This is a genomic window from Pseudomonas sp. NFACC24-1, assembly GCF_900115235.1.
Lineage (GTDB): Bacteria > Pseudomonadota > Gammaproteobacteria > Pseudomonadales > Pseudomonadaceae > Aquipseudomonas > Aquipseudomonas fluorescens_AA.
The window spans coordinates 43975-65099 of record NZ_FOVS01000009.1 but is presented as its reverse complement, the minus strand read 5'-3'; the positions used below and the strand labels follow the sequence as shown (position 1 = coordinate 65099).

15 protein-coding genes are annotated in these 21125 nt (G+C 59.7%); all 15 read right to left on the bottom strand.

Annotated features, from left to right (window positions below):
- Positions 1 to 7: 7 nt before the first annotated feature.
- A complete protein-coding gene (fliG, locus tag BM317_RS10765) occupies positions 8 to 1027 on the bottom strand; it encodes a flagellar motor switch protein FliG (RefSeq protein ID WP_003199086.1) in 1020 nt (339 codons plus the stop codon).
- Positions 1020 to 2804 (bottom strand): flagellar basal-body MS-ring/collar protein FliF, encoded by a 1785-nt coding sequence (fliF, locus tag BM317_RS10760; protein WP_060738649.1) that lies wholly within the window; start codon positions 2802 to 2804, stop codon positions 1020 to 1022. The genes fliG and fliF overlap by 8 nt, the downstream gene beginning before the upstream one ends.
- Positions 2805 to 2819: 15 nt before the next feature.
- On the bottom strand, positions 2820 to 3146 hold the full coding sequence (fliE, locus tag BM317_RS10755; protein WP_003199082.1) for a flagellar hook-basal body complex protein FliE: 327 nt from the start codon (positions 3144 to 3146) through the stop codon (positions 2820 to 2822).
- Positions 3147 to 3368: 222 nt separating this feature from the next.
- Positions 3369 to 4763, bottom strand: a complete 1395-nt coding sequence (gene fleR / locus BM317_RS10750) for a sigma-54-dependent response regulator transcription factor FleR (protein WP_092167431.1) — start codon at positions 4761 to 4763, stop codon at positions 3369 to 3371.
- 5 nt (positions 4764 to 4768) lie between these two features.
- Entirely contained in the window at positions 4769 to 5959 is a 1191-nt protein-coding gene (locus BM317_RS10745; protein WP_256574124.1) for a sensor histidine kinase, read from the bottom strand.
- A 128-nt stretch (positions 5960 to 6087) separates the two neighbouring features.
- On the bottom strand, positions 6088 to 7563 hold the full coding sequence (locus BM317_RS10740; RefSeq protein WP_003199076.1) for a sigma-54 dependent transcriptional regulator: 1476 nt from the start codon (positions 7561 to 7563) through the stop codon (positions 6088 to 6090).
- A 168-nt stretch (positions 7564 to 7731) separates the two neighbouring features.
- Positions 7732 to 8028, bottom strand: coding sequence for a flagellar protein FliT (locus tag BM317_RS10735; RefSeq protein WP_003199075.1), 297 nt, complete (start codon positions 8026 to 8028; stop codon positions 7732 to 7734).
- 11 nt (positions 8029 to 8039) lie between these two features.
- On the bottom strand, positions 8040 to 8435 hold the full coding sequence (gene fliS, locus BM317_RS10730; RefSeq protein ID WP_060738652.1) for a flagellar export chaperone FliS: 396 nt from the start codon (positions 8433 to 8435) through the stop codon (positions 8040 to 8042).
- Positions 8436 to 8566: 131 nt separating this feature from the next.
- Positions 8567 to 9997 (bottom strand): flagellar filament capping protein FliD, encoded by a 1431-nt coding sequence (gene fliD / locus BM317_RS10725; protein ID WP_092167425.1) that lies wholly within the window; start codon positions 9995 to 9997, stop codon positions 8567 to 8569.
- Between the two features lie 82 nt (positions 9998 to 10079).
- Complete coding sequence (locus BM317_RS10720) at positions 10080 to 10445, bottom strand: flagellar protein FlaG (protein WP_072408533.1); 366 nt, start codon at positions 10443 to 10445, stop codon at positions 10080 to 10082.
- A 72-nt stretch (positions 10446 to 10517) separates the two neighbouring features.
- Positions 10518 to 11366, bottom strand: coding sequence for a flagellin domain-containing protein (locus BM317_RS10715; RefSeq protein WP_053178496.1), 849 nt, complete (start codon positions 11364 to 11366; stop codon positions 10518 to 10520).
- A gap of 274 nt (positions 11367 to 11640) precedes the next feature.
- Complete coding sequence (locus BM317_RS10710) at positions 11641 to 12567, bottom strand: ketoacyl-ACP synthase III (protein ID WP_027912745.1); 927 nt, start codon at positions 12565 to 12567, stop codon at positions 11641 to 11643.
- A 330-nt stretch (positions 12568 to 12897) separates the two neighbouring features.
- Positions 12898 to 15792: a TIGR00180 family glycosyltransferase gene (locus BM317_RS10705; protein WP_092474287.1), complete on the bottom strand. Its 2895-nt coding sequence runs from the start codon at positions 15790 to 15792 to the stop codon at positions 12898 to 12900.
- A 64-nt stretch (positions 15793 to 15856) separates the two neighbouring features.
- The gene (locus BM317_RS10700) at positions 15857 to 19438 is read right to left on the bottom strand and encodes a glycosyltransferase (RefSeq protein ID WP_092474336.1); all 3582 of its coding nucleotides are present in this window, start codon (positions 19436 to 19438) and stop codon (positions 15857 to 15859) included.
- A gap of 110 nt (positions 19439 to 19548) precedes the next feature.
- Positions 19549 to 21114, bottom strand: a complete 1566-nt coding sequence (locus BM317_RS10695) for a flagellar hook-associated protein 3 (RefSeq protein WP_092167418.1) — start codon at positions 21112 to 21114, stop codon at positions 19549 to 19551.
- Between the last annotated feature and the right edge of the window lie 11 nt (positions 21115 to 21125).

Below are 21125 nucleotides of genomic sequence, written 5' to 3'. Positions count from 1 at the left end.
AACGACCTTAGATCATCTCTTCGCCGCCCTTGCCACCGAGAACGATCTCCCCGGCTTCGGCCATGCGGCGGGCGATGGTGAGGATTTCCTTCTGTGCGGTTTCCACATCGCTGACGCGCACCGGGCCTTTGGCCTCGAGGTCGTCGCGCAACAGTTCGGCCGCCCGTTTGGACATGTTCTTGAAGATTTTTTCCTTGACGCCTTCGTCCGAGCCCTTGAGGGCCAGTACCAGCACATCGGACGACACTTCGCGCAACAGGGCCTGGATACCACGATCATCGACATCGGACAGGTTGTTGAACACGAACATGAGGTCTTCGATCTGACCGGACAGGTCTTCGTCGAATTCGCGGATCGAGTCCATCAACTGACCTTCGATCGAACTGTCGAGGAAGTTCATGATGTCCGCCGCACGCTTGATGCCACCCAGGGTGGTGCGCGAGGCATTGGAGTTGCCCGAGAACTGCTTCTCGAGAATCTGGTTCAATTCTTTCAGGGCCGCCGGCTGCACGGTATTGAGCGAAGAAACGCGCAGGATGATATCCAGGCGCACCTTGTGGTCGAAGTTGCCCAGCACTTCGCCAGCCTGGTCCGGGTCGAGGTAAGCCACCACGATCGCCTGGATCTGCGGGTGCTCGTAACGGATCACGTCGGCAACCGCCCGCGGCTCCATCCACTTGAGGCTGTCCAGGCCGCTGGTATTGCCACCCAGCAGGATCCGGTCGATGAGGCCGTTGGCCTTGTCCTCGCCCAGTGCCTGGGTGAGCATCTTGCGCACGTAGTCGTCGGAACCCACGCCCAGGCTGGTCTGATCGCCGACGATGTCGACGAACTCGCTCATCACCTGCTCGACCTGCTCACGGTGCACGTTACCCATCTGCGCCATGGCCACGCCCACGCGCTGGACCTCCTTGGGCCCCATGTGGCGCAGCACCTGGGCGGCGTCGGTCGAGCCCAGGGACAGCAGCAGGATCGCGGCTTTGTCGACCCGGGACAATTTGGCAACAGCGGCTCGATTATCACTCATCTGCGTTAATCCACTCTTTCACGACCTGGGCCACACGACCCGGGTCTTCTGCCACCAGACTCTTGATAGCGTTCAACTGAGCGTCATAGCCTTCGCTCGGGCTTGGCAGCAGAATGCTCTGCGGCCCGCCGAGGCTGACGCGATCATTGGCCAATTCGCCATCCAGGCCGCCCATGCCGCCCAGCTCCACATCACCCAGGCCGGCCAACTGCTTGTTCCTGCCGCCATTGGTGATGTTGTTGAGCACCGGACGCAGCACGCCGAACACCAGTATCAGGATGAACAGCACACCCAATACTTGCTTGACCACATCCCAGAACCAGGGTTGCGAATAAAATGGAATATCGGCGACCACTTCACCGCGCTCCAGGGAGAACGGCACGTTGATCACACTGACACTGTCGCCGCGGCTGGCGTCGAAACCGACGGCGTCCTGCACCAGGCGAGTAAAGCGCGCCAATTCGTCGGCGCTCCATGGCGCACGACTGGTTTCGCCGTTGGCCGGGTTGACCTTGACCTGATCGTCCACCACCACCGCGACCGACAAGCGATTCAAACGGCCCTGCTGTTGCTTGGTGTGGCTGATGGAACGATCGAGCTCGAAGTTCTTGGTCGACTGCTGACGCTTGTCGGCCGGGTACGGCGCCAGCATCGGCTGGCCGGTGGCCGGGTCCATGATCTGCTGGCCATTGGCATCGATCAGCGGCTGGCCTGGCTGCACCATGCCGGCGGCCGCCGTGGCGCCACCGGTGGTTTGCGGCGCGCTGGCCGGCGACGGCGGCTGGTTGCTCAGGGCACCCGGGACGCCTTGCGGGCCATTGCTGGCGGTGCGTTGTTCATTCACCGACTGCTCGCTGCGCAACGCCGGCTGATCCGGGTTGAACTGCTCGGAAGTGGACTCGACGGCGCTGAAGTCGACATCGGCCGACACTTCGGCTTTATAGCGATCGTTACCCAGGATCGGTTGCAGGATGTTGTGCACCCGCTGGGTCAGCATGCCTTCCATGCGACGGCTGTAATCGAATTGCTTGCCGGCCATGGTCAGTTCGGAGTTTTCCGCCTGGTCGGACAGCAGGTTGCCCTTCTGGTCGACCACGGTGATCTGCGATTTGCTCAGCTCGGGTACGCTGGTCGCCACCAGGTTGACGATGGCCACGACCTGGCCTGGCTCCAGGGAACGGCCCGAATACAGCTCGACCAATACCGAAGCACTGGGCTTGCGCTCGTCGCGCACGAACACCGAGCTTTTCGGAATCGCCAGGTGCACGCGGGCACCCTTGACGTTGTTCAGGCTGGAAATGGTCCGCGCCAGCTCACCTTCCAGGCCGCGACGATAACGGGTCGCTTCCATGAATTGGCTGGTGCCCAGGCCCTGGTCCTTGTCGAGGATCTCGAAACCGATGTTGCCATCGGTCGGCGTCACGCCGGCCGCGGCGAGCTTGAGGCGCGCACGGGCGACGTCATCGGCCTTGACCAGCAAGGCGCCGGAATTGGGTTCGACGGTGTAAGGAATGTCGGCGGAAGCCAGGGTCTCCATGACTTGCTTGGCGTCCATGCCCGCCAGGCTGCCATACAGCGGACGATAGTCCGGTTGCTGGGACCACAGCACCACGGCAAAACCAATCGCCACGCTGGCAGCCAGGCCGACCAACAGGCCCACCTGACGCAGCATGGTCATCTCGGAGAGATTTTCCAGGAAGGACAGGCCGAACAACGGCGGTTTGCCGTCTACCGGAGTGGCCTTGGCTGGAACGTTATCAACGGCTGCTTCTGCCATGACTCAATAATTTCCTTAAACCGGCATCTGCATGATGTCTTGGTAGGCTTGAACCAGTTTGTTGCGAACCTGGGTCAGCGCCTGGAACGAGACACTGGCTTTCTGCGAGGAGATCATTACGTCCGTCAGGTCGACGCCACTTTTGCCAATCTCGAAAGCACTGGCCAACTGGTTCGACGCCTGCTGGGTATCGTTCACTTTATTGACGGCCTGACCGAGCATGTCGGAAAAGCTGCTGCCACCCACCTGGGGGACCGCGACCGATTTAGGCTGGGCCATGGCGTCCATTTGCATGGCCCGCATGTCCAACATCAACCGATTAAATTCAATACCTTGGCTCATGGTCTACTCTCTCTGGCGGCCCGCATTTTTTTGACACTTACTCAGCGGGTATTCAGGTATTAGCAACAAGGGTGCCAGCTCCATGGCGATGGAAAACAAATGCGCGCACAGGCCCATTGTGGGAGCGAGCCTGCTCGCGATACCCCATCACATCCGCCCCCAACTTGACTGACCCACCGCTATCGCGAGCAAGCTCGCTCCCACAGGGGTTTTGGGGCTTATTCAACTGGCGAACAGATAAGCCTCGACATCCATGCCGGCGTCACGCATTTGCGCCAACTTGTAGCGCAGGGTGCGCGGGCTGATCCCCAGGCGTTCGGCGGCCTCCTTGCGACGACCGCGCTCGGCGCGCAGAGTGTCGATGATCATCTGGAACTCGCGACGCCGCAGGTCATCGCCCAAGGCGCCGACCGAATCGCCCTCGACGTCCATCGGTGGCACGGGGGTTACGGTCGGTGCCTGCGCCAATGCGGGCAATGGCGCACAGGCCACCGGACCGGCCAGGCAGAAATCCTCCGGCTGGATCAAACCGCCCTGTTGCAGGATCAAGGCCCGCTGAATGGCGTTATCCAGCTCTCGGACATTGCCCGGCCACGGGTAGGCAACCAGACAAGCCCGGGCCTCGGCTGAAAGCCGGGCCGCCGCGTGCTTCATTTTATTGACGTGTTTGTTCAGCAGGCGCTCGGCCAGCGGCAGGATATCGGCGGTGCGCTCGCGCAACGGACGCCAGGCGAGCGGGAACACCGACAGACGGTAATAGAGGTCTTCACGGAAACGCCCCGCCGCCACTTCGCCAGCCAGGTCGCGGTTGGTGGTCGCCACCACGCGAATATCCAGGCTGATAGGCTTGCGCGCCCCCACCCGCTCCACTTCCCGCTCCTGCAATACCCGCAACAGCTTGGCTTGCAGGCCCAACGGCATTTCGGAAATTTCATCGAGCAGGATCGTGCCACCGTCGGCCTGCTCGAACTTGCCGGCCTGGGCCGCGATGGCGCCGGTGAACGAACCCTTTTCGTGGCCGAACAGTGTCGCCTCGAGCATGTTGTCGGGAATCGCCGCGCAATTGATGGCAATGAACGGTTCCCCGGCACGCCGGGATTGTTGATGGATGTAGCGGGCCAGCACTTCCTTACCCGTACCGGACTCACCGGAAATCAACACGGTTGAATCACTGCGAGCGACCCGTGCGGCCAATTCCAGTAGTTGCGCACTGGCCGGCTCGATGGCCACCGGGCCTTCGCCCTCGACCGCGAGACTGCCCAAGGCATGGCGCGCCACCAGGTCCAGCAATGCTTTTGGCTCGAACGGCTTGACCAGGTAATCCGCCGCGCCCTGGCGCATGGCGTCCACTGCTCGCTCGACGGCACCGTGAGCGGTCATCAGCAAGACGGGCAGTTGCGGCTGACGGGCACGTAACAGGCCGAGTAATTGATGGCCGTCCATGCCCGGCATGTTGACGTCACTGACCACCAGGCTGAACGCTTCCCGGCCCACCGCCAGCAGCGCTTCCTCCGCCGAACCGACGGCGGCGTAGTCGTGCCCGGCCAGCACCAGGGTATCGGCCAGCGCCTCGCGCAGGGCCCGGTCATCCTCAACCAGCAACACCTTGATCGCCATTGCTTTCACTCCACCCCTGGCGCATTGGAAAACAGCGGCAAACACACCGTCGCACACGTGCCACGGCCCAACCGCGAGCGCAACTGCAATTCTCCCTGATGAGCACGGGCCACGGCCTTGACCACGGTCAGGCCCAGGCCCGTGCCGGTGGTCTTGGTGGTGAAGAATGGCTCGCCCAGGCGCGCCAGCACGACCGGCTCGATACCGCTGCCGTTGTCGCTGACAGACAGGCGCAAGGTGTTGTTCCGTGTGTACAAGTGCACTTTCAGCCGGACGTCGCCGCGGCTGGCCTGGATCGCGTTTTCGATGAGATTCAACACCGCGCCCACCAGTGTGTCGCGGTTGCACAGCACTTCACCGACATGGCTGTCGCACTGCCAGCGGATCGGCAGCTCCTGCACATGGGTCAACGCCGCGGCCTGCAGCGATTGCAACAAGGCTTTTGGGGTGACACGGTCGGTCAACGGCAGCTCGCCGCGAGCGAACACCAGCATGTCCCGCACCTGGTGCTCCAGTTCGTGCAGGCGCTCTTTCAAGCGTCCGGCGAAGCGTTGCTGGGTTTCCATCGGCAATTGCTGCTCGGTCAGGTGACTGGCATAGAGCAGCGCGGCGGACAGCGGCGTACGAATCTGATGGGCCAGCGAGGCCACCATCCGCCCCAGGGAAGACAGGCGCTCGTGGCGAGCCAACTGGTCTTGCAGGTGACGGGTTTCAGTCAAGTCATTGAGCAGCACCAATTGCCCAGGCTCGGCGTCCAGCGAGCGCGTCGAGATGGACAGGCGCCGACCGTCCTTGAGGGACACTTCATGGCCGTCGTCGTCCCGGGGCGCAAAGCAGCGGGCGATGACGTACCGCCACAGCTCGCCCTCCAAGGGCAGGCCGAGCAACTCGCAGGCCGCCGGGTTGGCTTCGCGCACACGGCCGTGGGCGTCGATGACGATCACACCACCGGGCAACAGGTCGAGGAGATTTTGCAGGCGATTGGCCAGGCGTTCCTTTTCCGCCAGCTCCTGCATGCGCTGGGCGCTGACCACGGCCAACTCGCCCTTGAGCTCGGTGACCCGAGCTTCGAGCAGGCTGTAGGAATCAGTCAGTTGGCTGGACATCTGGCTGAACAGCGAAAATGCCTGCTCAAGACCAAGCCGGCCTGCCTGTTCGGCGGACGGCATGTGTCCCGGTTCGGGGACAGGAGACATCTGGGCGGCTTGGGTCATCGTGCTCTCTCGCTTGGCTGACCGTCAGTTAAACGGAACGTTGCGAGGGCTATAGCAATACCCGTGCCGAAAAAAAACCGCCCAAGAATCAGGCGGTTGTAAAACAGGCGTCAATCATCCGCCTGTTCATCTCCTTCGCGACGGCTCATGCCGTACTTGCGCATCTTCTCCACCAGGGTGGTGCGACGGATGCGCAGGCGTTCTGCCGCGCGGGCCACGATACCGTTGGCATCGTCCAGCGCCTGCTGGATCAGCCCTTGTTCAAGGCCGCCCAGGTAATCCTTGAGATCCAGGCCTTCGGGCGGCAACAAGGCATTGGCGGTAAAGTCCGGCGTGTGACCGTTGATCGCCACCCGCTCCTCCAGGTCACTGCGCAGGCTGTCGACCATTTGCTCGTCTTCGTCGTCGACGTAGCGGAATTTCTTCGGCAACTCATTCACGCCGATCACCCCGTACGGGTGCATGATCGCCATGCGCTCCACCAGGTTGGCCAACTCGCGGACGTTACCCGGCCAACCATGGCGACACAGGGACATGATCGCCGCCGAATTGAAGCGGATCGAACCGCGCTTTTCGTGCTCCATGCGCGAGATCAGTTCGTTCATCAGCAACGGTATGTCTTCGACGCGCTCACGCAGTGGCGCCATTTCGATCGGGAAAACATTGAGGCGGTAATAGAGGTCTTCGCGGAAACTGCCGACCTCGATCATGCTCTCGAGGTTCTTGTGCGTAGCGGCAATGATGCGCACATCAACGCTCTGGGTCTTGTTGCTGCCCACGCGCTCGAAGGTGCGCTCCTGCAGGACCCGCAACAGCTTGACCTGCATCGGCAGCGGCATGTCGCCGATCTCGTCGAGAAACAGCGTACCGCCGTTGGCCAGTTCGAAACGCCCGGCGCGGCTGGTGATCGCGCCGGTGAAGGCGCCTTTCTCATGGCCGAACAGTTCGCTTTCCAGCAACTCGGCCGGGATCGCGCCACAGTTGACTGGCACGAATGGCGCTTCGCGGCGCTTGGAGTGGTAATGCAGGTTACGCGCGACCACTTCCTTGCCGGTGCCCGACTCGCCCAGGATCAGCACGCTGGCGTCGGTATCGGCGACCTGCTGCATCATCTGGCGCACGTGCTGGATCGCCCGGCTGGTGCCGACGAGGCTGCGGAACAGGTTGGGTTCGCGATGCCTGCCGCGCTCGCGGGCCTGATCGTACATCTCGCGATAAACCTGCGCGCGGTGCAGCGAATCGAGCAGCTTGCTGTAGCTGGGCGGCATTTCGAGGGTGGAAAGTACCCGGCGACGCTGGTCTTCAGGCAAGTCAAGGGAAGAATTTTCTCCCATTAACAAAACCGGAAGGAACTCATCCCAGGTTGAGAGTGTCTTTAGCAAGCCCAAAAGCGTTGCGGGAGCATTTACGGTCCCGATAAGGACACAGATGACTTCACGACTGGACGACAACGAGCCGACAGCCTGCTGCCAATCATGGCTTCCGCAGGGTAAATTTTCTTCGCCAAGAAAATTCAGGATCACCGCCAGGTCGCGGCGCCGAACGCTATCGTCATCGATCAGCAGAATTTTGGTTTCACGCCACATGCAATAGCAACTTCCCTAGTCAACCCAATGCCCGAAATTAGGGGCAAGCTAGACGCTTGCAGACTTGTCATGCCTGTAGACGCCTTAAATCTGTAAACAGATACTAGTTAAGTCAAAAAACCGTGCACAGTCAAATTTATGGCGCAACGGGCTCGGATTAACTGAGCATTAACCGAACAGATGGTAAACCTTTGCGGCGTTCTGTGCTTGATGGATCTGCTGCATCTCGTCGACGATCGCCTGACGCTCTCCTGTCGCCGCCTCCAGCAATTGCCGGTACACCCCCAGCAATTCCTCAAGATTGATCCGCAACGCCGCCTCATCCACCTGGGACTCGCCCAGGACGTCTTCCATGCAGGAACGGCAAGCCAGGTCCAACTGACCGATGGCTTCCCAGTTTCGCTCGGCCAGGGCATCGACCAAGGCATCACGGGTTTGTTCGATTCGCTGCAGGACAAGACTCATGAGCGTGCTCCTTAGAATTGCGGACCAGGTGCGGCAATGGCGTCCCAGCCTTCCTTGACCGTGCGAAGCAGATCGGCGACTTCGTCGAGGATCTTCGGATCGGCCTTGACGTTGGCTTCGGCCAAACGTTTCATCATGTAAGCGTAAAGAGCATCCAATTCAGCGACCGACTCGGCCTGGTTTTCCAGGTCCAGGCCTTCACGCAAACCACCGACGATGCCGATGGCCTTGCTGATCAGGATGCCTCTGTTTGCAATATCCTTGCGCTCCATCGCACCCTTGGCCTGGGCGATACGATCCAGCCCGCCTTCCATGAGCATCTGTACAAGACGATGGGGACTTGCTTCGGAGGTTTGCGCCTGGGCGCCAATCTTCTGGTATTGGCGAAGGGCTAACATCGGATTCATGTTCTACCTCATCAAAAAACTTCGGTTCGTATAAACAGCGTATCGACGCTGCGTCAAAAAACTTTAGACCTAAAAGCCGAAAGCCCGGAACGTTGTCAAAACGTTGCCGGGCTTTTTGCATCCGTCGAAAATCAGCTGTTTTTCTGTTGCGCCGTCAATGCTTCGAACATCGAGGTGATGTTGCTCGCAGTCGCCTTCAGCTTGCCGACCAGGGTATCCATGTCGTTGTACTTTTTGGTCAGCGTGGCGGTCAGGGTCTCGACCCGGCGATCCAAAGCCTCCTGATCGTTCTTCAGGCGGGTTTGGGTCCTGCTCAGCGCCGTAGTGCGCTGATCGAGGATGCCGCCCGTCTGGCTGTAGGGTTCGATGGCCTTGCCCATGCGCTCCAGCAGGCCATTGGTGCCAGTGAACAACGTCTGGACTTCACCGCTGAGCTTCTTGTCGTTCATCGCCGTGTTGAACTTGGTGGTATCGAAGTTCAACGCGCCCGTCTTCTGGTCGGTGGTAATACCCAACTGGGCCAGCGACGTCAGCTTGTCGCCAGCGCCGGTTTCAGACAAAGGCGTTCGAATCGATGCCAGCAGAGCGCGCGGCAACGCGTCACCCGTCAATTTTGCCGACACCGTCAGCTTCCCATCACTGTCGAGCGACGGCTTGGTCAGTGCGGTGATGCTATTGGCGATCGCGTTATAGGCATCGACGAATTTCTGGATCGAGGCTTTCAGGCCATCGTTGTTCGGCGCCACCGTTAGGGTTGAAGTGCCGTCGCCTGCCACTCCGACCAAATTCAACGTCAATCCGGAAATCGCCGTGCTTACCGTATTGCTCTTGCTGGTCAGCACCATGCCATCGACAGAGAAATTGGCATCCAGGGCCAAAGCACCGATGGCACCCGCCGAGGTAGCCGTCAGTGGAGTATTGCCGGCACCTACGACATTCGTTCCATCGATCTCCAGCCCCGCGATGCCGCTCACCGAGATATCAGAACCCGCCCCGGTAGTGGTGGAGCCCAGTACCAGGCGCGAACCGAAGGAGTCGGTCACAATGTTGGCACTGACGCCAGCGGCCTTGAGCGAAGTGTCAGCATTGATCGCGTCGCGAACCGACTGCAAGGTCGAACCATCCGGCACATTGAGGTTGTAGTTGACCCCCTTTTGCGCGATCGTCAGCGTGCCGCTGGGGATGGCACTGGTCGTCCCCCCGGCAAAGGCCGCCGAAGTGACCTTGGATGCCGTGGCAAGGTTTGTGACTTTGATTGCGTAAGTGCCATTCACCGCCGAGTTGCCGGCGGTAGCCGTGACAACACCTGGGGCGGAGGATGTGGCAGCAAAACCCGAGAATTGCGGGGTCGTGGTGCTGGACAAGTCCTTCATGGCGGTGTTGAACGCCGCCAACAACGACTTCAGGGTTCCCACCCCGGAGATACTGTTGGTCGTCGTCGTGGTCGCTCGGGTGATCTGACCTTGCTTGGCGGCCTTGTCGGAATCGACCAGCGCCTTGACGATCGCAGTGGTATCGAGGCCAGAGCCTAGACCCAAGCCAGGTAGAATTGGACTTGCCATGTGGGACTCCCTTCAGTGTGTCGCCGGCCTTTTGACCTTTACAACGCCCAAAAGAACATAACAACAAAATTCGTGCCGATTGTCAGGCTTCGGCGCTGAACAACAAGCTGTTTGCATCATTCAAACTGTTGGCCAGCTTCAGAACTTCTTCGTTCGGGATCTGGCGAATCACTTCACCGGAACCACTGGCAATCACTTTGACCACTACTTTGCCTGAAGGCTCATCAATAGAGAACTCCAGGTTGCGCTTGACCGACTGGACGAACTTCTCGATTTCCTGAACGGCCTTCTTGAGTTTGTCCTGCTCGGCGGCAGCGTCCTTAGGAGTTTCCTTGACCGGGGTCAGGGTAGCAACGTCGGCTTGAGGCTTCTCCACGGGCTTGTCGGCCACTGTAGGTGCCGGCTTCGCCGCTGGATAAGACAAGTTCAGCTTCACGCTCATATCCATGTCCATCACCTCTTGAACGGAAAAAGCGAGAGAGCACGCAAGCGCACTCCCCCGCTAAAACTCATCCAGCTATTACTGAAGCAGCTTCAGTACAGCGGATGGCAGTTGGTTGGCCTGGGCCAGAACCGAGGTAGACGCTTGCTGCAGAGTCTGCTGCTTGGTCAGTTGTGCAGTTTCAGCAGCGAAGTCGGTATCTTGTACGCGACCCAGTGCAGCACTGGCGTTTTCGTTGATGTTCTGCAGGTTGGAGATGGTGCTGTTGAGACGGTTTTGAGCAGCACCGAGGTCGGCACGAGCACTGTTGATGGTGTCGATCGCGCTGGTGATTGCATCCATGGCGGCCGAGAAGTTGGTTTCCGAAGTAGCGCTGTCGGAACCAACGATGGTGATCGCCGAGTCAACACCCAGGGTAGCAGCGTCGAAGCTGGCGCTCAGAGTCAGGGTGATCTGGTTGTCAGAACCGTTTTCAGCACCGACCTGGAAGGTCATGGTGCTCGCGGTGCCGTCCATCAGGTTCTTGCCGTTCAGGTTGGTGCTGTTGGCGATACGGGTCAGTTCGTCGCTCATCTGCGAGAACTCTTTGTTCAGAGCAATACGGTCATCTGCGCTGTTGCTGTCGTTACGAGACTGGATGGCCAGTTCACGCATACGTTGCAGAATGTTGGTCTGCTCCTGCATCGCGCCTTCAGCGGTCTGCGCCATGGAGATACCGTCGTTGGCGTTTTTGATCGCCATGTTCTGACCGCGGATTTGCGAGGTCATACGGGTAGCGATCTGCAGGCCGGCGGCGTCGTCTTTGGCGCTGTTGATTTTCAGGCCGGAAGACAGGCGGGTCATCGAAGTGGACAGAGCATCGGAAGCCTTGTTCAGGTTCTTCTGAACGTTCAACGATGTGACGTTAGTGTTTACTGTTAAAGCCATGACGAATTCCTCGTTGGTTGGGTACTGCGGCTTCCGGCCCTGGCAACCGCCGGGTGTGGCCTAGAGAACCTTCGTAATAGTTATCGTCGGATTGGGAACTTGCTTGAGGGCTTTTTTCAAAAAATTTGCTAGCAGACTGCCACCCCTTGTGAAACAAGGGTTTAGCCATGGGGGAAGGCCCGAAAAATGGCGTCAATAAACCGCAGAACAATGTCGCGGGCAAAAAAAAGCGCCCCAGGGCAACCTGAAGCGCTATTGGAAGGACGTGGTTCGATCAATCGCGATACAGAATCGCCGAGCCCCACGACAGGCCCACACCGAAACCACTGATCGCCACGCGCTTCCAGTCAGCATCCAGAACATGCTTTTCCAGCAGCAGCGGAATGCTCGACGACACGGTATTGCCGGTCTCGACCATGTCCTTGATGAATTTCTCAGGCTCCCCCTCGAAACGCCTTGCCACGGCATCGACAATCGCCGCACTGCCCTGGTGGATACAGAATGCGTCGATGTCGCTGGCTTGCAATGAGGATTCGTCCAGCAGTTCGTGCAAATGAGCCGGTACTTTCAGCAAGGCAAAGTTGAACACCTGGCGACCGTTCATGAAAAACACCCCGTCGCTGACCTTCAGGTGTGGCGCGCCGGAACCATCGGTGCCGAACTTGGCCTTGCCCAACTGCCAGCTGGCGCCCTCGGCCATCCAGGTAGCCGTAGCGGCATCGCCGAACAACATGGTGGTGTTGCGGTCTTCAGGGTCGACGATTTTCGAATACGGGTCGGCGGTCACCAGCAACCCGTTCTTCAACCCTGCGGCCTCCATGAAGCCTTTCAGGGCATAAATGCCGTATACATAGCCCGAGCAGCCCAGCGATATATCGAACGCCGCCACATGGGTCGGCAACCCGAGCTTGTCCTGCACGATGGCGGCCGTGTGCGGCAACCCTTCTTCATCACCGTTCTGGGTGACAACGATCAACGCGTCGATGGATTCGCGCGAAAGCTGCGGATTGTTGGCAAACAATGCATTCACTGCTTCGACACACAGGTCCGAAGTTTCCTGGTCAGCGTCTTTGCGCGGCAGGAACGCCGAACCGATCTTGCCAAGGATGAACTCTTCATCCTTCTCGAATTTGGCACCCTGAGCGTAGTTATCCACACCAGCGGTCGGCACATAACTCGCTATGCTTTTTATGCCAATCATCATGGCTTCCCGATCATGAACTGCGACTAGGTTCACCCCCGAAAGCTCAGGGGCGCGTCAAAAATGGTTGATTTCCAAGGGCGGACGCCTTATCAGGCGAACGAACAGGCCTCCACTCCGGGGAATACAATACAGTGAAGATGCACTTTATGACCTATGCGTCACGCTGTTTTGTCCTGAAGGGGCATTTTTTCATGACAAACGAAGCCGTGTCATTTCCCACGACGGTATTGGGTGCTGGACAGAAATCTTGAGGATGGCGGTGCAATTGGGCGAGAGCGCCGGCAGGTTTTACCTGCCAGCGTCGATGGCTCGCCTCGAAAGGCGGGGTTATGCCAGCAAGTCGGTCCAGGGTACGTTGCGCACCGGCCCCAGGGCGAAACCAGCGCCTTGCAGCGCCAGGTTACCGTTATAGAACCGATCCTGAGCGAACACCCCGGACCACTTCTCACGCAGCGCCGCACACGCCTGTGGCGTACTCGCCAGCACGCCGGACTGGATAACCTGCACATGCGGCGTCCATACCGTCAGGTAACCGGCCTGGCCGACCCTGAGGCACAGGTCCACATCACCCAAGGCATCGTCGAACAAATCGCTGCCTATGCCGTCAGCCGCTTCGAACAGCTGCTTGGAAATCATCAGGCAGGCAAACGACACCGCCGAACAGTTCTGCTCGACGACCAACCTGTTCATGTAGCCTCTGGCAGTCTTCGGCTCGCCCACGAATGCCGAGCCGACTTCGTCGTTCAAGCCCAGAATCAGGCCCGCCTGGGTGATACGTCCGTCGCGCTCGACCAGCTTGGCACCGACCACGCCGACTTCCGGACGCAAGGCCTGGTTGAGCAGCGATTCGATCCAGTTGACGTTGACCACTTCACCGTCTGCCGCCAGCGTCACCAGATAGTCGCCCTTGGCCTCCTGGCTGGCAGCGTTGATCAATGCGCCCGTCGCCGTGCCTGGTTCGATATCCAACAAGCGAACACGACTTGCCTGGTGCCCCTGCCCCTGGAGCCAGGTACGCAGCACAGCATTGTCTGCCGCGGCGGCGCAGAGCAATACCTCGTAGCGCTGATATCGCGTGCGCTGCAGGACGCTGAGCAGGCAGCGTTGTCGGGTCGTCAGGTCGCAGGCACCGTGGACAATGATCGACACCATGGGGCGCTCGGCAAAGCGGTAGTCGATTTTATGCGTGCCCGGCACGACCGCGCTCACATCGGCCTGATAACCGCGAACCGCCAGATGACGCAGCAATGTCTTGCGTTCATCGGCGTTGTCTTCCACTGGAGGCGCCTGGCAAATCAGCAGAGGCTCATCCAGATGGGCAAGCCCCTCCAGGCCGTCCTGCTCGATAAGACGCAGCAGCAGGTCGAACTCCATCGCGTTCTTGAACTCGCGCGAATAACCGCCGAGTTTCACCAACGTCTCCCGGCGTACCAGCCAATGACGGGCCATCAACGCCGGAGCGCTTTGCAGCAAGTCAAGGTTGAACCCTGGCCGGAAAACATCGGCCAGGGTCCCGTCAGGCTGGCGCTGGAGCTCGTCCATTGCCACGGCCTGGCAATGCGGCGCGGCCAGCAATTCCACACCCGCGCGGAACAGCCCGCCGGGCGTCAATTCATCGCCGGCCTCGGCCATGACCATCCAATCGCAATCGCTCTGGCTGACAACCTGATTGATTTTGTCGATGTAATTGCTTTCGTTGACTTTGACGAAATGCAGGACGTTCTGCGGTGTAGTCTCGCTCGGCAGCTCACCGGTGGTGAACACGACAATTTTGAACGCCCGGCAATAGCCATTGATCACGCTGTCGAAGGTTGCCTGCATCTTGAAGATGTCGGCGTCCAGGTCCAGGATCAAAATGCCAAACGTCGGGCCACCGTTGCGAGCGGCCAGGTATTGGGACACTTTCCGAGCTTCACTGGCACTCGGCTCACGCGCCTCGAGCCAGCGCAGCAATTGACCGGAGCGTGTGACGTCGAACAGCCTCGCGGTATTTTCAAACGCCGCCGCCTTGAGCCGTTGGTCCCAGGTTTGGAGCATTTGCACGTAGCGCTTGTCACCTTTGGCCTGCATGACCTCCAGCAGTTGCTTCACCAGATCCTGGTTGAACGCATAACTCAGGAAAGCCCTCGCCAGCTGTTCATCAAGCGGCTCGGCGCTGGTGTTGCGCTGGGGGCGGGAGAGCTCCTTCTGCCTGAGCATGACGGCTTCCAGCTCTTTCAACTGCACCTGCCCGCTTGGCGCCGCATGCAGCAGGAATTCCAGCGAAGTGAGCACGTCGAAAAAAGCCTGGTTATAGAACGGCATCTCAACGTATTGCGTCGGTTCGAAACGACGGACCGGCTCGCCACGCCGCGAATCCCAGATCGACTCGAACAGCTTCCTGGTCTGTGGCACTGAACGCTCGTCCAGTTTCTTGACGATGGCCTTGGCATAGTCCCGCACCGAGGTATCCGTACCGAAGGCACCGGCCAGGGCCGTGGCAAAACGCTCCTGTTCAGCGACCGCACGCAAGTCCACGGAGCCTGGCGCCGTGGCAACCTGGCTCTGTGGCTTCGCCACGCGGCTACGTTCATGCAGGCCATAAGGAATGTCCAGCAAGCGAACCCTGGCATCCGCCACCACCCCATAGCAATGACCGGCCTCCTGCAACCGCGAATCAAAACCGGCAGGCAACGCAGCGTAACTGCGCCGCAGGGTTTCAGTGCGCGTGAGGGCATTCACCAGGGACGGGCAATCCTCGGCAAAAACGGCCAGCCGGGCTTCGGCCGATGGGCCGGAATAATCCTCACAGCCCTTGCGATCGAGCAAGTAATAGTCGACACGATCGGCATGGGCCTCGAACGCCAGGCTGTAGCCTTGGCAGGCACTGTAGTCAGCGTGCGCTTCCAGGAAATTCAACGCCTGTTCCAGCGCCGGCGGCAGCAGGAAACTCTCGGCTTCGGCTATCGCCAGGTAAGGCGTGGCGACGCGCTCGACGGCCTGGCGAACCTTGTCGCCGAAACCAATGGCCGTGGGCGCGTGCAGGTATTGCACGCCGGGGAACGCTGCCTTGATATCAGCGTCGACCAGGCTCGACGAGTCGATCACCAGTACGGCGAACGAACTGTCGCGGTAATGGCGCAACGCCCGCCGCAGGGCAGTCGACTGGTCGTGAGCGAGTAGCACCAGGGTAAACCGTTCATTCAACGGCGCAGTCGATCCTGTTGGGACATTGCTTTGCATATTCATTCCTTAACAAGTGGGGTGACCGCATCAGCGACACCGGGAGTTTCGTGAGTTGAAACTCTCAATCCGGTAGCCAACCATTGGCCCAGTACTGCAGGTTATCGCCGCGCAAGATAAAGTCGCGCAGCACCACTTCACGTAATTCGTCGCCCATCCGGTAGCTGGCAATCGGATCCGCCAGGTGCATACGGATTGCCTCCAGCCATTCTTCGGTGCTGTTGGTGAGGACCCGGGTACAAGGCAGGTGCCCCCGGTAAGCCTCGGTATCCGAACAAATGACCGGATAGCCGCACGCACCGTATTCCAGCAGGCGAAGGTTGCTCTTGCAGTCGTTGAAGATATGGAACTCCAACGGCGCCAAGGCCAGGTCGAGGTTCAGGCTGGCCAGCTTCGCCGGATAAGCCGCCAGGCTCACGCCCGGATGAAACTCATGGATATAAGGCTTGAGCAAATCGGGGCACATGCCAAAGAACACCCATTCGACTTCGTCGGCCAATTCCCGAACGACATCGGCAATAAGCTCCAGGTCGCCACGGTGGCTGGTGCCGCCGCCCCAGCCGATACGCGGCTTGCTGGAGGTTGCACGCTGGCTTCTGAGCTGGTTCCACAGGCCGGCAGCCAGCATGTTCGGTACCACGCGGATATCGTGATGCATGCTCGACAAAGCATCCGCCAACGGATGAGTGGACACTACCACCCGATCACACAGGCCGATCCCCTGGCGTAGCAAGTCCTCGAGATTGTCCGGCATATTGCGGCGGTGTTCGTTTTTTTCCGGGACCCTGGCGATGTAGTCATCCAATTCGTAGATGCGCATGGCGTTGGAGTAAGTCTTGACTTGAGTGATGTCCTTGAACTTACCCACGTTGTAGCGACCCTGAAGGATGATCACATCCGGTGACTGGCGCTCGATGTCGATGATCGAGGGCGTATCGTAGGCAACACGCCCCACGACTCGCCCAGCCGCTTCCAGTTCGAATAACGGTTGGCTGACGCGGTAATGCCCCACCGCCGAGGTATTGACCGCCAGCCCCAGGATCGAAGGAACGTTGCGGGTGATCAATGGATTCCAGCCGGTGCGTGGTCCGGGCTCGAGGCAGAAGCTTTTGCCGACCAGGGTCAGGTTACGGTTGTAGGCAGGATCGTTGGCAATCCTGGGCAACCAGCGCTGATAGAACGCCTCTTGTTCGAGCTCCAGCCGCTGCTTCCACGAAGGATCGCGACTGGCTTCCACGCCGGACACCAGCACGACATCACTGTAAGGCGTGGTGACGATCAGGTAGCCGTCTTTTCCGACCTGCTGACATAGCTCCAGAGCGTTGATGCGCTGTGTTGTGATCGACTCATCGAACCCACCGGCCTCCTCCAGAACCTGCTTGCGCACCAACAGGCAGTGATCGCCGACAGCGCTCCAGTTCTGTACCGTCTGCAAGCGTTGCATATAGCCGCCAGACGTGACCGATTCGTTGACGAAGGCCCTGCCCGCCAACCCACCCAGCCCCATGATCATGCCGGCGTCGATGACCCGGCCTTGCTGGTTGAGTGTACGAGGCCCCACGATACCGACCTCGGGACGTTGTCCATGATTGAGCAACTCATCCAGCCAGGCGGCTTCCAGCACGATGCAATTGGGGTTGAGCAACAACAGGTATTCACCGCGGGCATGCTGCGCGGCGAAGTTGCGGATCACTGCTTCGCTGCTGCTTTCCGGGTGCAGGAATATTCGCAACTTTTCACTGCCCAGCTCGGCCATGGCCCGCAGCCAATGCTGCAGCTCGGCGTTTTCACTGGCGTTATCGACAATGATGATTTCGTAATGCGGGTACGCAGTCGTGCTGATCAGGCTGTTGACGCAACGCTCCAGCGCGCCCAGGTCATCCTTGACGCTGATGACGATCGACACCAGGGGGCGCTCGGCGAACAGGTATTCGATGCGCGGGACCAACGCCAGTAGCGGTCCTGGGTGAAGCCGGTAAGGCACGCCGATACGCTGTAGATGAGCTTCGATCAGCCGGGCGTTTTGCTCGATGACTTCCGGCAACGACAGCCATTGGGCAAACGAAAACGTCGACTCGACCTGGACTTCAGGAATATGCCCAACGACCTGTGGCCCGTCCGTTTCCACCAGCCGCCAGATCAAGTCATGGGGTGCCAGCTCGCCCAGGCTCGAATCGAATCCACCCGAGGCCAGGAATCGGGCACGCTCGAAAGCCAGTGTCCGACCAACATAGGGATAAGCGCGCATCAGGTCGAGATTGAAGTCAGGTTTGAAGATCGGCTCCACCGACTTGTCATCCACCAGCGCACCTTCATCGCTGTAGAGACAGGCAGCAGCCGGCGAGCTGACAATCCGATCGGCCATGATCAGCAGCGCAGACTCCGTCAAGCGATCGCCGGCACGCAGCAGGTAGAACCAGTCGGCGCCGTCCAGTTGAGGCAACAGCCCATTGAGCTGCTGCGCCCAGTCCGCTTGCAGGCCAAGGCGCAGGACATGGTTGTCCACGGCCTGGCGCCCATTGGACAGCAACAGCACCGATTCGCAGGCATAGGCTTGGGTAGCGATACTCTGCAGGGTAATACCCAGCGCATAAGGATCATCTTGCTCATCGATGATGACGGGAACGATCATCGGTCGATAGGCCCAGCGGGCAATCTGCCGGGACAAGACTTGCTTGCGCAATGGACTGAAACGTCGACATGTCAGCCACTGTGCATAGAGGTCTGCGTAGCTTTCGATGTCCGTGCCGACTTGCGAGCCGATGACGCCCTGGCGAGTCGCAATGACTGAATAGACGTTGATTTCTTCCCACTCGGGCGCCCCTGGCTCCTTGGGCTGCCCCAGCGACTGGTAACGCACCCAGCCACTGGCTGGCGCCGGCTCGCCACTGCGCTGAGCCAGCATTTCCTTGAGCCAGGTCAGCTCTACCGTGGCCGCCTCAACCATCTTGTGCTGACGCTCGAGGCGCTCGGGGTGCAACCGCTGGCCGCTTCCCTCGGCATAAAGCTGGACCAGATTGCCCCGGCGCAACAGGCAGATGAACAAGGCAAAATCGAGGACAGCCTCGAAGCCTTCGCCGGGCCGCGCCAACGCTGGCAGCAGGGCGTCGACATCTGTGCGACGCATCAATGCGCCACTCAAACCACCGAGAATATTACGGGTGGTCTTTTCAAAATACGCCAGCATGTCGTTGCCGTTGAACAACGCATCGAACTGCGTAATGCCCGTATTTTCAACGCGGACCGGCAAGGCATAGTTGTCGGCATCGATTAAATGATGCTTGTTGATCACCAGCGATACTTGCGCATGCTCCTGCAAGATGGCCGCCTGTTGGCTGACGCAGAACGCCAGCAACTGGTCGTCATCGCACAGGAACTTGATGAACTCGCCCCGGGACTCTTCAAGGCAGCGTAACAGATTCTGCTGGAACCCCAGCCGGGTCGGGTTGCGCAGGTAACGCACCGTAACAGTGGAGCCCATGCCAACTTCCTGGACAATCTGCTCGATTGCATCGGTGCGGCAGTCGTCGCAGATGACAATCTCCAGGTTCTCGTAGGTCTGCTCGAGCGCGCTTTGCAAGGCGAGGCGGAAAAAGCGTGGGTGGTACGCGGGGATGGCAATGCTGACAAGAGGAGCTGATTTCACACGCATGGCTCTCAACCGTTGGGCGTCAACTCAGGCGAGAGCAGGACGTCCTGAATCGTATAGAGGAACGGGTCAGGGACCGCTTATAGCGTCACGGTCCCTGTCCTGGATCACATTTTGTTGAACAACCCCAATTGCGCGATCTTGCTGAACGCCAACTGCGACGCCTGCAGCATCGTCTGCTGCAAGGTCAAGCGCGTCATCACTTCGGCCGGGTCGGAATCACGAATCGCCGACTGGGTCTGCGAGTTGGCGAGGACAAAGCTCTGATTGGTATCGCTCTGGGTATCGAGCGACTGGCCACGACCACCGACCGAACTCAATGCACTGGTCAAGTGGTCAGTGCCGCTGGCCAGGTTGCCGATCGCCGAAGCCAGTGACGCATTCAGTTTCTGGATGGCGATGTTGTCGCCATCGGCCGGCGTGCTCAAAGCAGTCCGCAACTGGTTCACGGTGTCCAGGATGTTCTGCGTCTCGTGGGTATTGACCGCGATGCTGAACTGATCGTTGGCGGCCGGGGCACCATTGAGGGTGAAACTCACGCCGGAAGCGGTGGCGACGTTGCCCGCCAGGGTACCGCTGGACACCGGTTTGCTGTCGGCGGTCAGTGGCGCGGCGTACAGGTCGAAATCCGTGGCGCTGGTGAACTTCAGCACCGCCGCCCCCGTCGGAAAGCTGGCGTGGTAGGCCGTCGGATCAGTGATTGCGCTACCGGTGATCTGGGTCGCGGTGGTGTTGCCCGGGCTGCGGGCCGGGGTGAACGAATCGGGTTTGGCAGCCAGGGTGAAGGTATGGCCGGGCAAGACCGTGCCTGCAACATCGCCTGCTTGAAGGTTGACGTTCAAGGTCAAGTCGACACCGCGAAAGCTCACCGTCTGCCCGATCTGGTTACTAGGCTCGATGACCCCGCCCTTGCTGGCTTCGGCGGTCACATCGTTGCCACCCGAGTCGGTGATTTTCAATTGGGTGCCGCTGACGAATTCCACTGTGTACGGCTCGCCACTGCGGAACTGGCTGTTGTAGGTCACGCTGGACGACACTTGGCCGTTGGTCAGTACCACGCGACCATCATCCACCGCCGGCGCAGTCATGGTGACTTGGGTGCGACTGGTGTTGACAGCCTGTTGGAACACTTCCCAGCCGGTGCTGTTGGTGGCCATCGACATGGTGTCGCCAATCGGCAGATCCAGGGTCACCTGGTCGCCGTTGTAGCTGTAGGTGCCATCGCCGTTGCGGGTGAACGGTACGACATCGCCCTTGGAACCGGAGAAGATGTATTTGCCGTTTTCATCCTTGGTGTTCATCAGGCTCAGCAACTGATCTTCGATCGACCCCAATTCCGAGGCAACCGCTTTACGGTCCGCGTCGGTGTAGGCGGCGTTACCGGCACTGACGGCCAATTCCTTGGCGCGCTGCAGCACGTTGCCGATGCTGGTCATGACCGCTTCGGTCGTGCCCAGGGTCGCCTTGATGGTGGTGACGTTGGTTTCGTATTGGGAAAGCATCGAAGCCTGGTTGCCCAGTTGCAGCAAGCGCGAGGCGCCCACCGGATCGTCCGCGGCGGTGTTCACGCGCACCAGGCTGCTGGCTTCCTCGCTGGTCTTGACCACCTTGGCGAAGTTTTTCTGGTAGTTCGCAGCCGTGCTTTCGTAGAACTGAGAGGTAGAAATGCGCATGGGCTACGGCT

Coding starts and splice junctions, on each gene's coding strand:
- BM317_RS10715 (WP_053178496.1), bottom strand. CDS start 11,366: ATGGCTTTAACAGTAAACACTAACGTCACATCGTTGAACGTTCAGAAG.
- BM317_RS10745 (WP_256574124.1), bottom strand. CDS start 5,959: ATGTCTCCTGTCCCCGAACCGGGACACATGCCGTCCGCCGAACAGGCA.
- BM317_RS10695 (WP_092167418.1), bottom strand. CDS start 21,114: ATGCGCATTTCTACCTCTCAGTTCTACGAAAGCACGGCTGCGAACTAC.
- fliS (WP_060738652.1), bottom strand. CDS start 8,435: ATGAATCCGATGTTAGCCCTTCGCCAATACCAGAAGATTGGCGCCCAG.
- BM317_RS10710 (WP_027912745.1), bottom strand. CDS start 12,567: ATGATTGGCATAAAAAGCATAGCGAGTTATGTGCCGACCGCTGGTGTG.
- fliG (WP_003199086.1), bottom strand. CDS start 1,027: ATGAGTGATAATCGAGCCGCTGTTGCCAAATTGTCCCGGGTCGACAAA.
- BM317_RS10735 (WP_003199075.1), bottom strand. CDS start 8,028: ATGAGTCTTGTCCTGCAGCGAATCGAACAAACCCGTGATGCCTTGGTC.
- fliE (WP_003199082.1), bottom strand. CDS start 3,146: ATGAGCCAAGGTATTGAATTTAATCGGTTGATGTTGGACATGCGGGCC.
- fliF (WP_060738649.1), bottom strand. CDS start 2,804: ATGGCAGAAGCAGCCGTTGATAACGTTCCAGCCAAGGCCACTCCGGTA.
- BM317_RS10720 (WP_072408533.1), bottom strand. CDS start 10,445: ATGGATATGAGCGTGAAGCTGAACTTGTCTTATCCAGCGGCGAAGCCG.
- BM317_RS10740 (WP_003199076.1), bottom strand. CDS start 7,563: ATGTGGCGTGAAACCAAAATTCTGCTGATCGATGACGATAGCGTTCGG.
- BM317_RS10705 (WP_092474287.1), bottom strand. CDS start 15,792: ATGCAAAGCAATGTCCCAACAGGATCGACTGCGCCGTTGAATGAACGG.
- fleR (WP_092167431.1), bottom strand. CDS start 4,763: ATGGCGATCAAGGTGTTGCTGGTTGAGGATGACCGGGCCCTGCGCGAG.
- fliD (WP_092167425.1), bottom strand. CDS start 9,997: ATGGCAAGTCCAATTCTACCTGGCTTGGGTCTAGGCTCTGGCCTCGAT.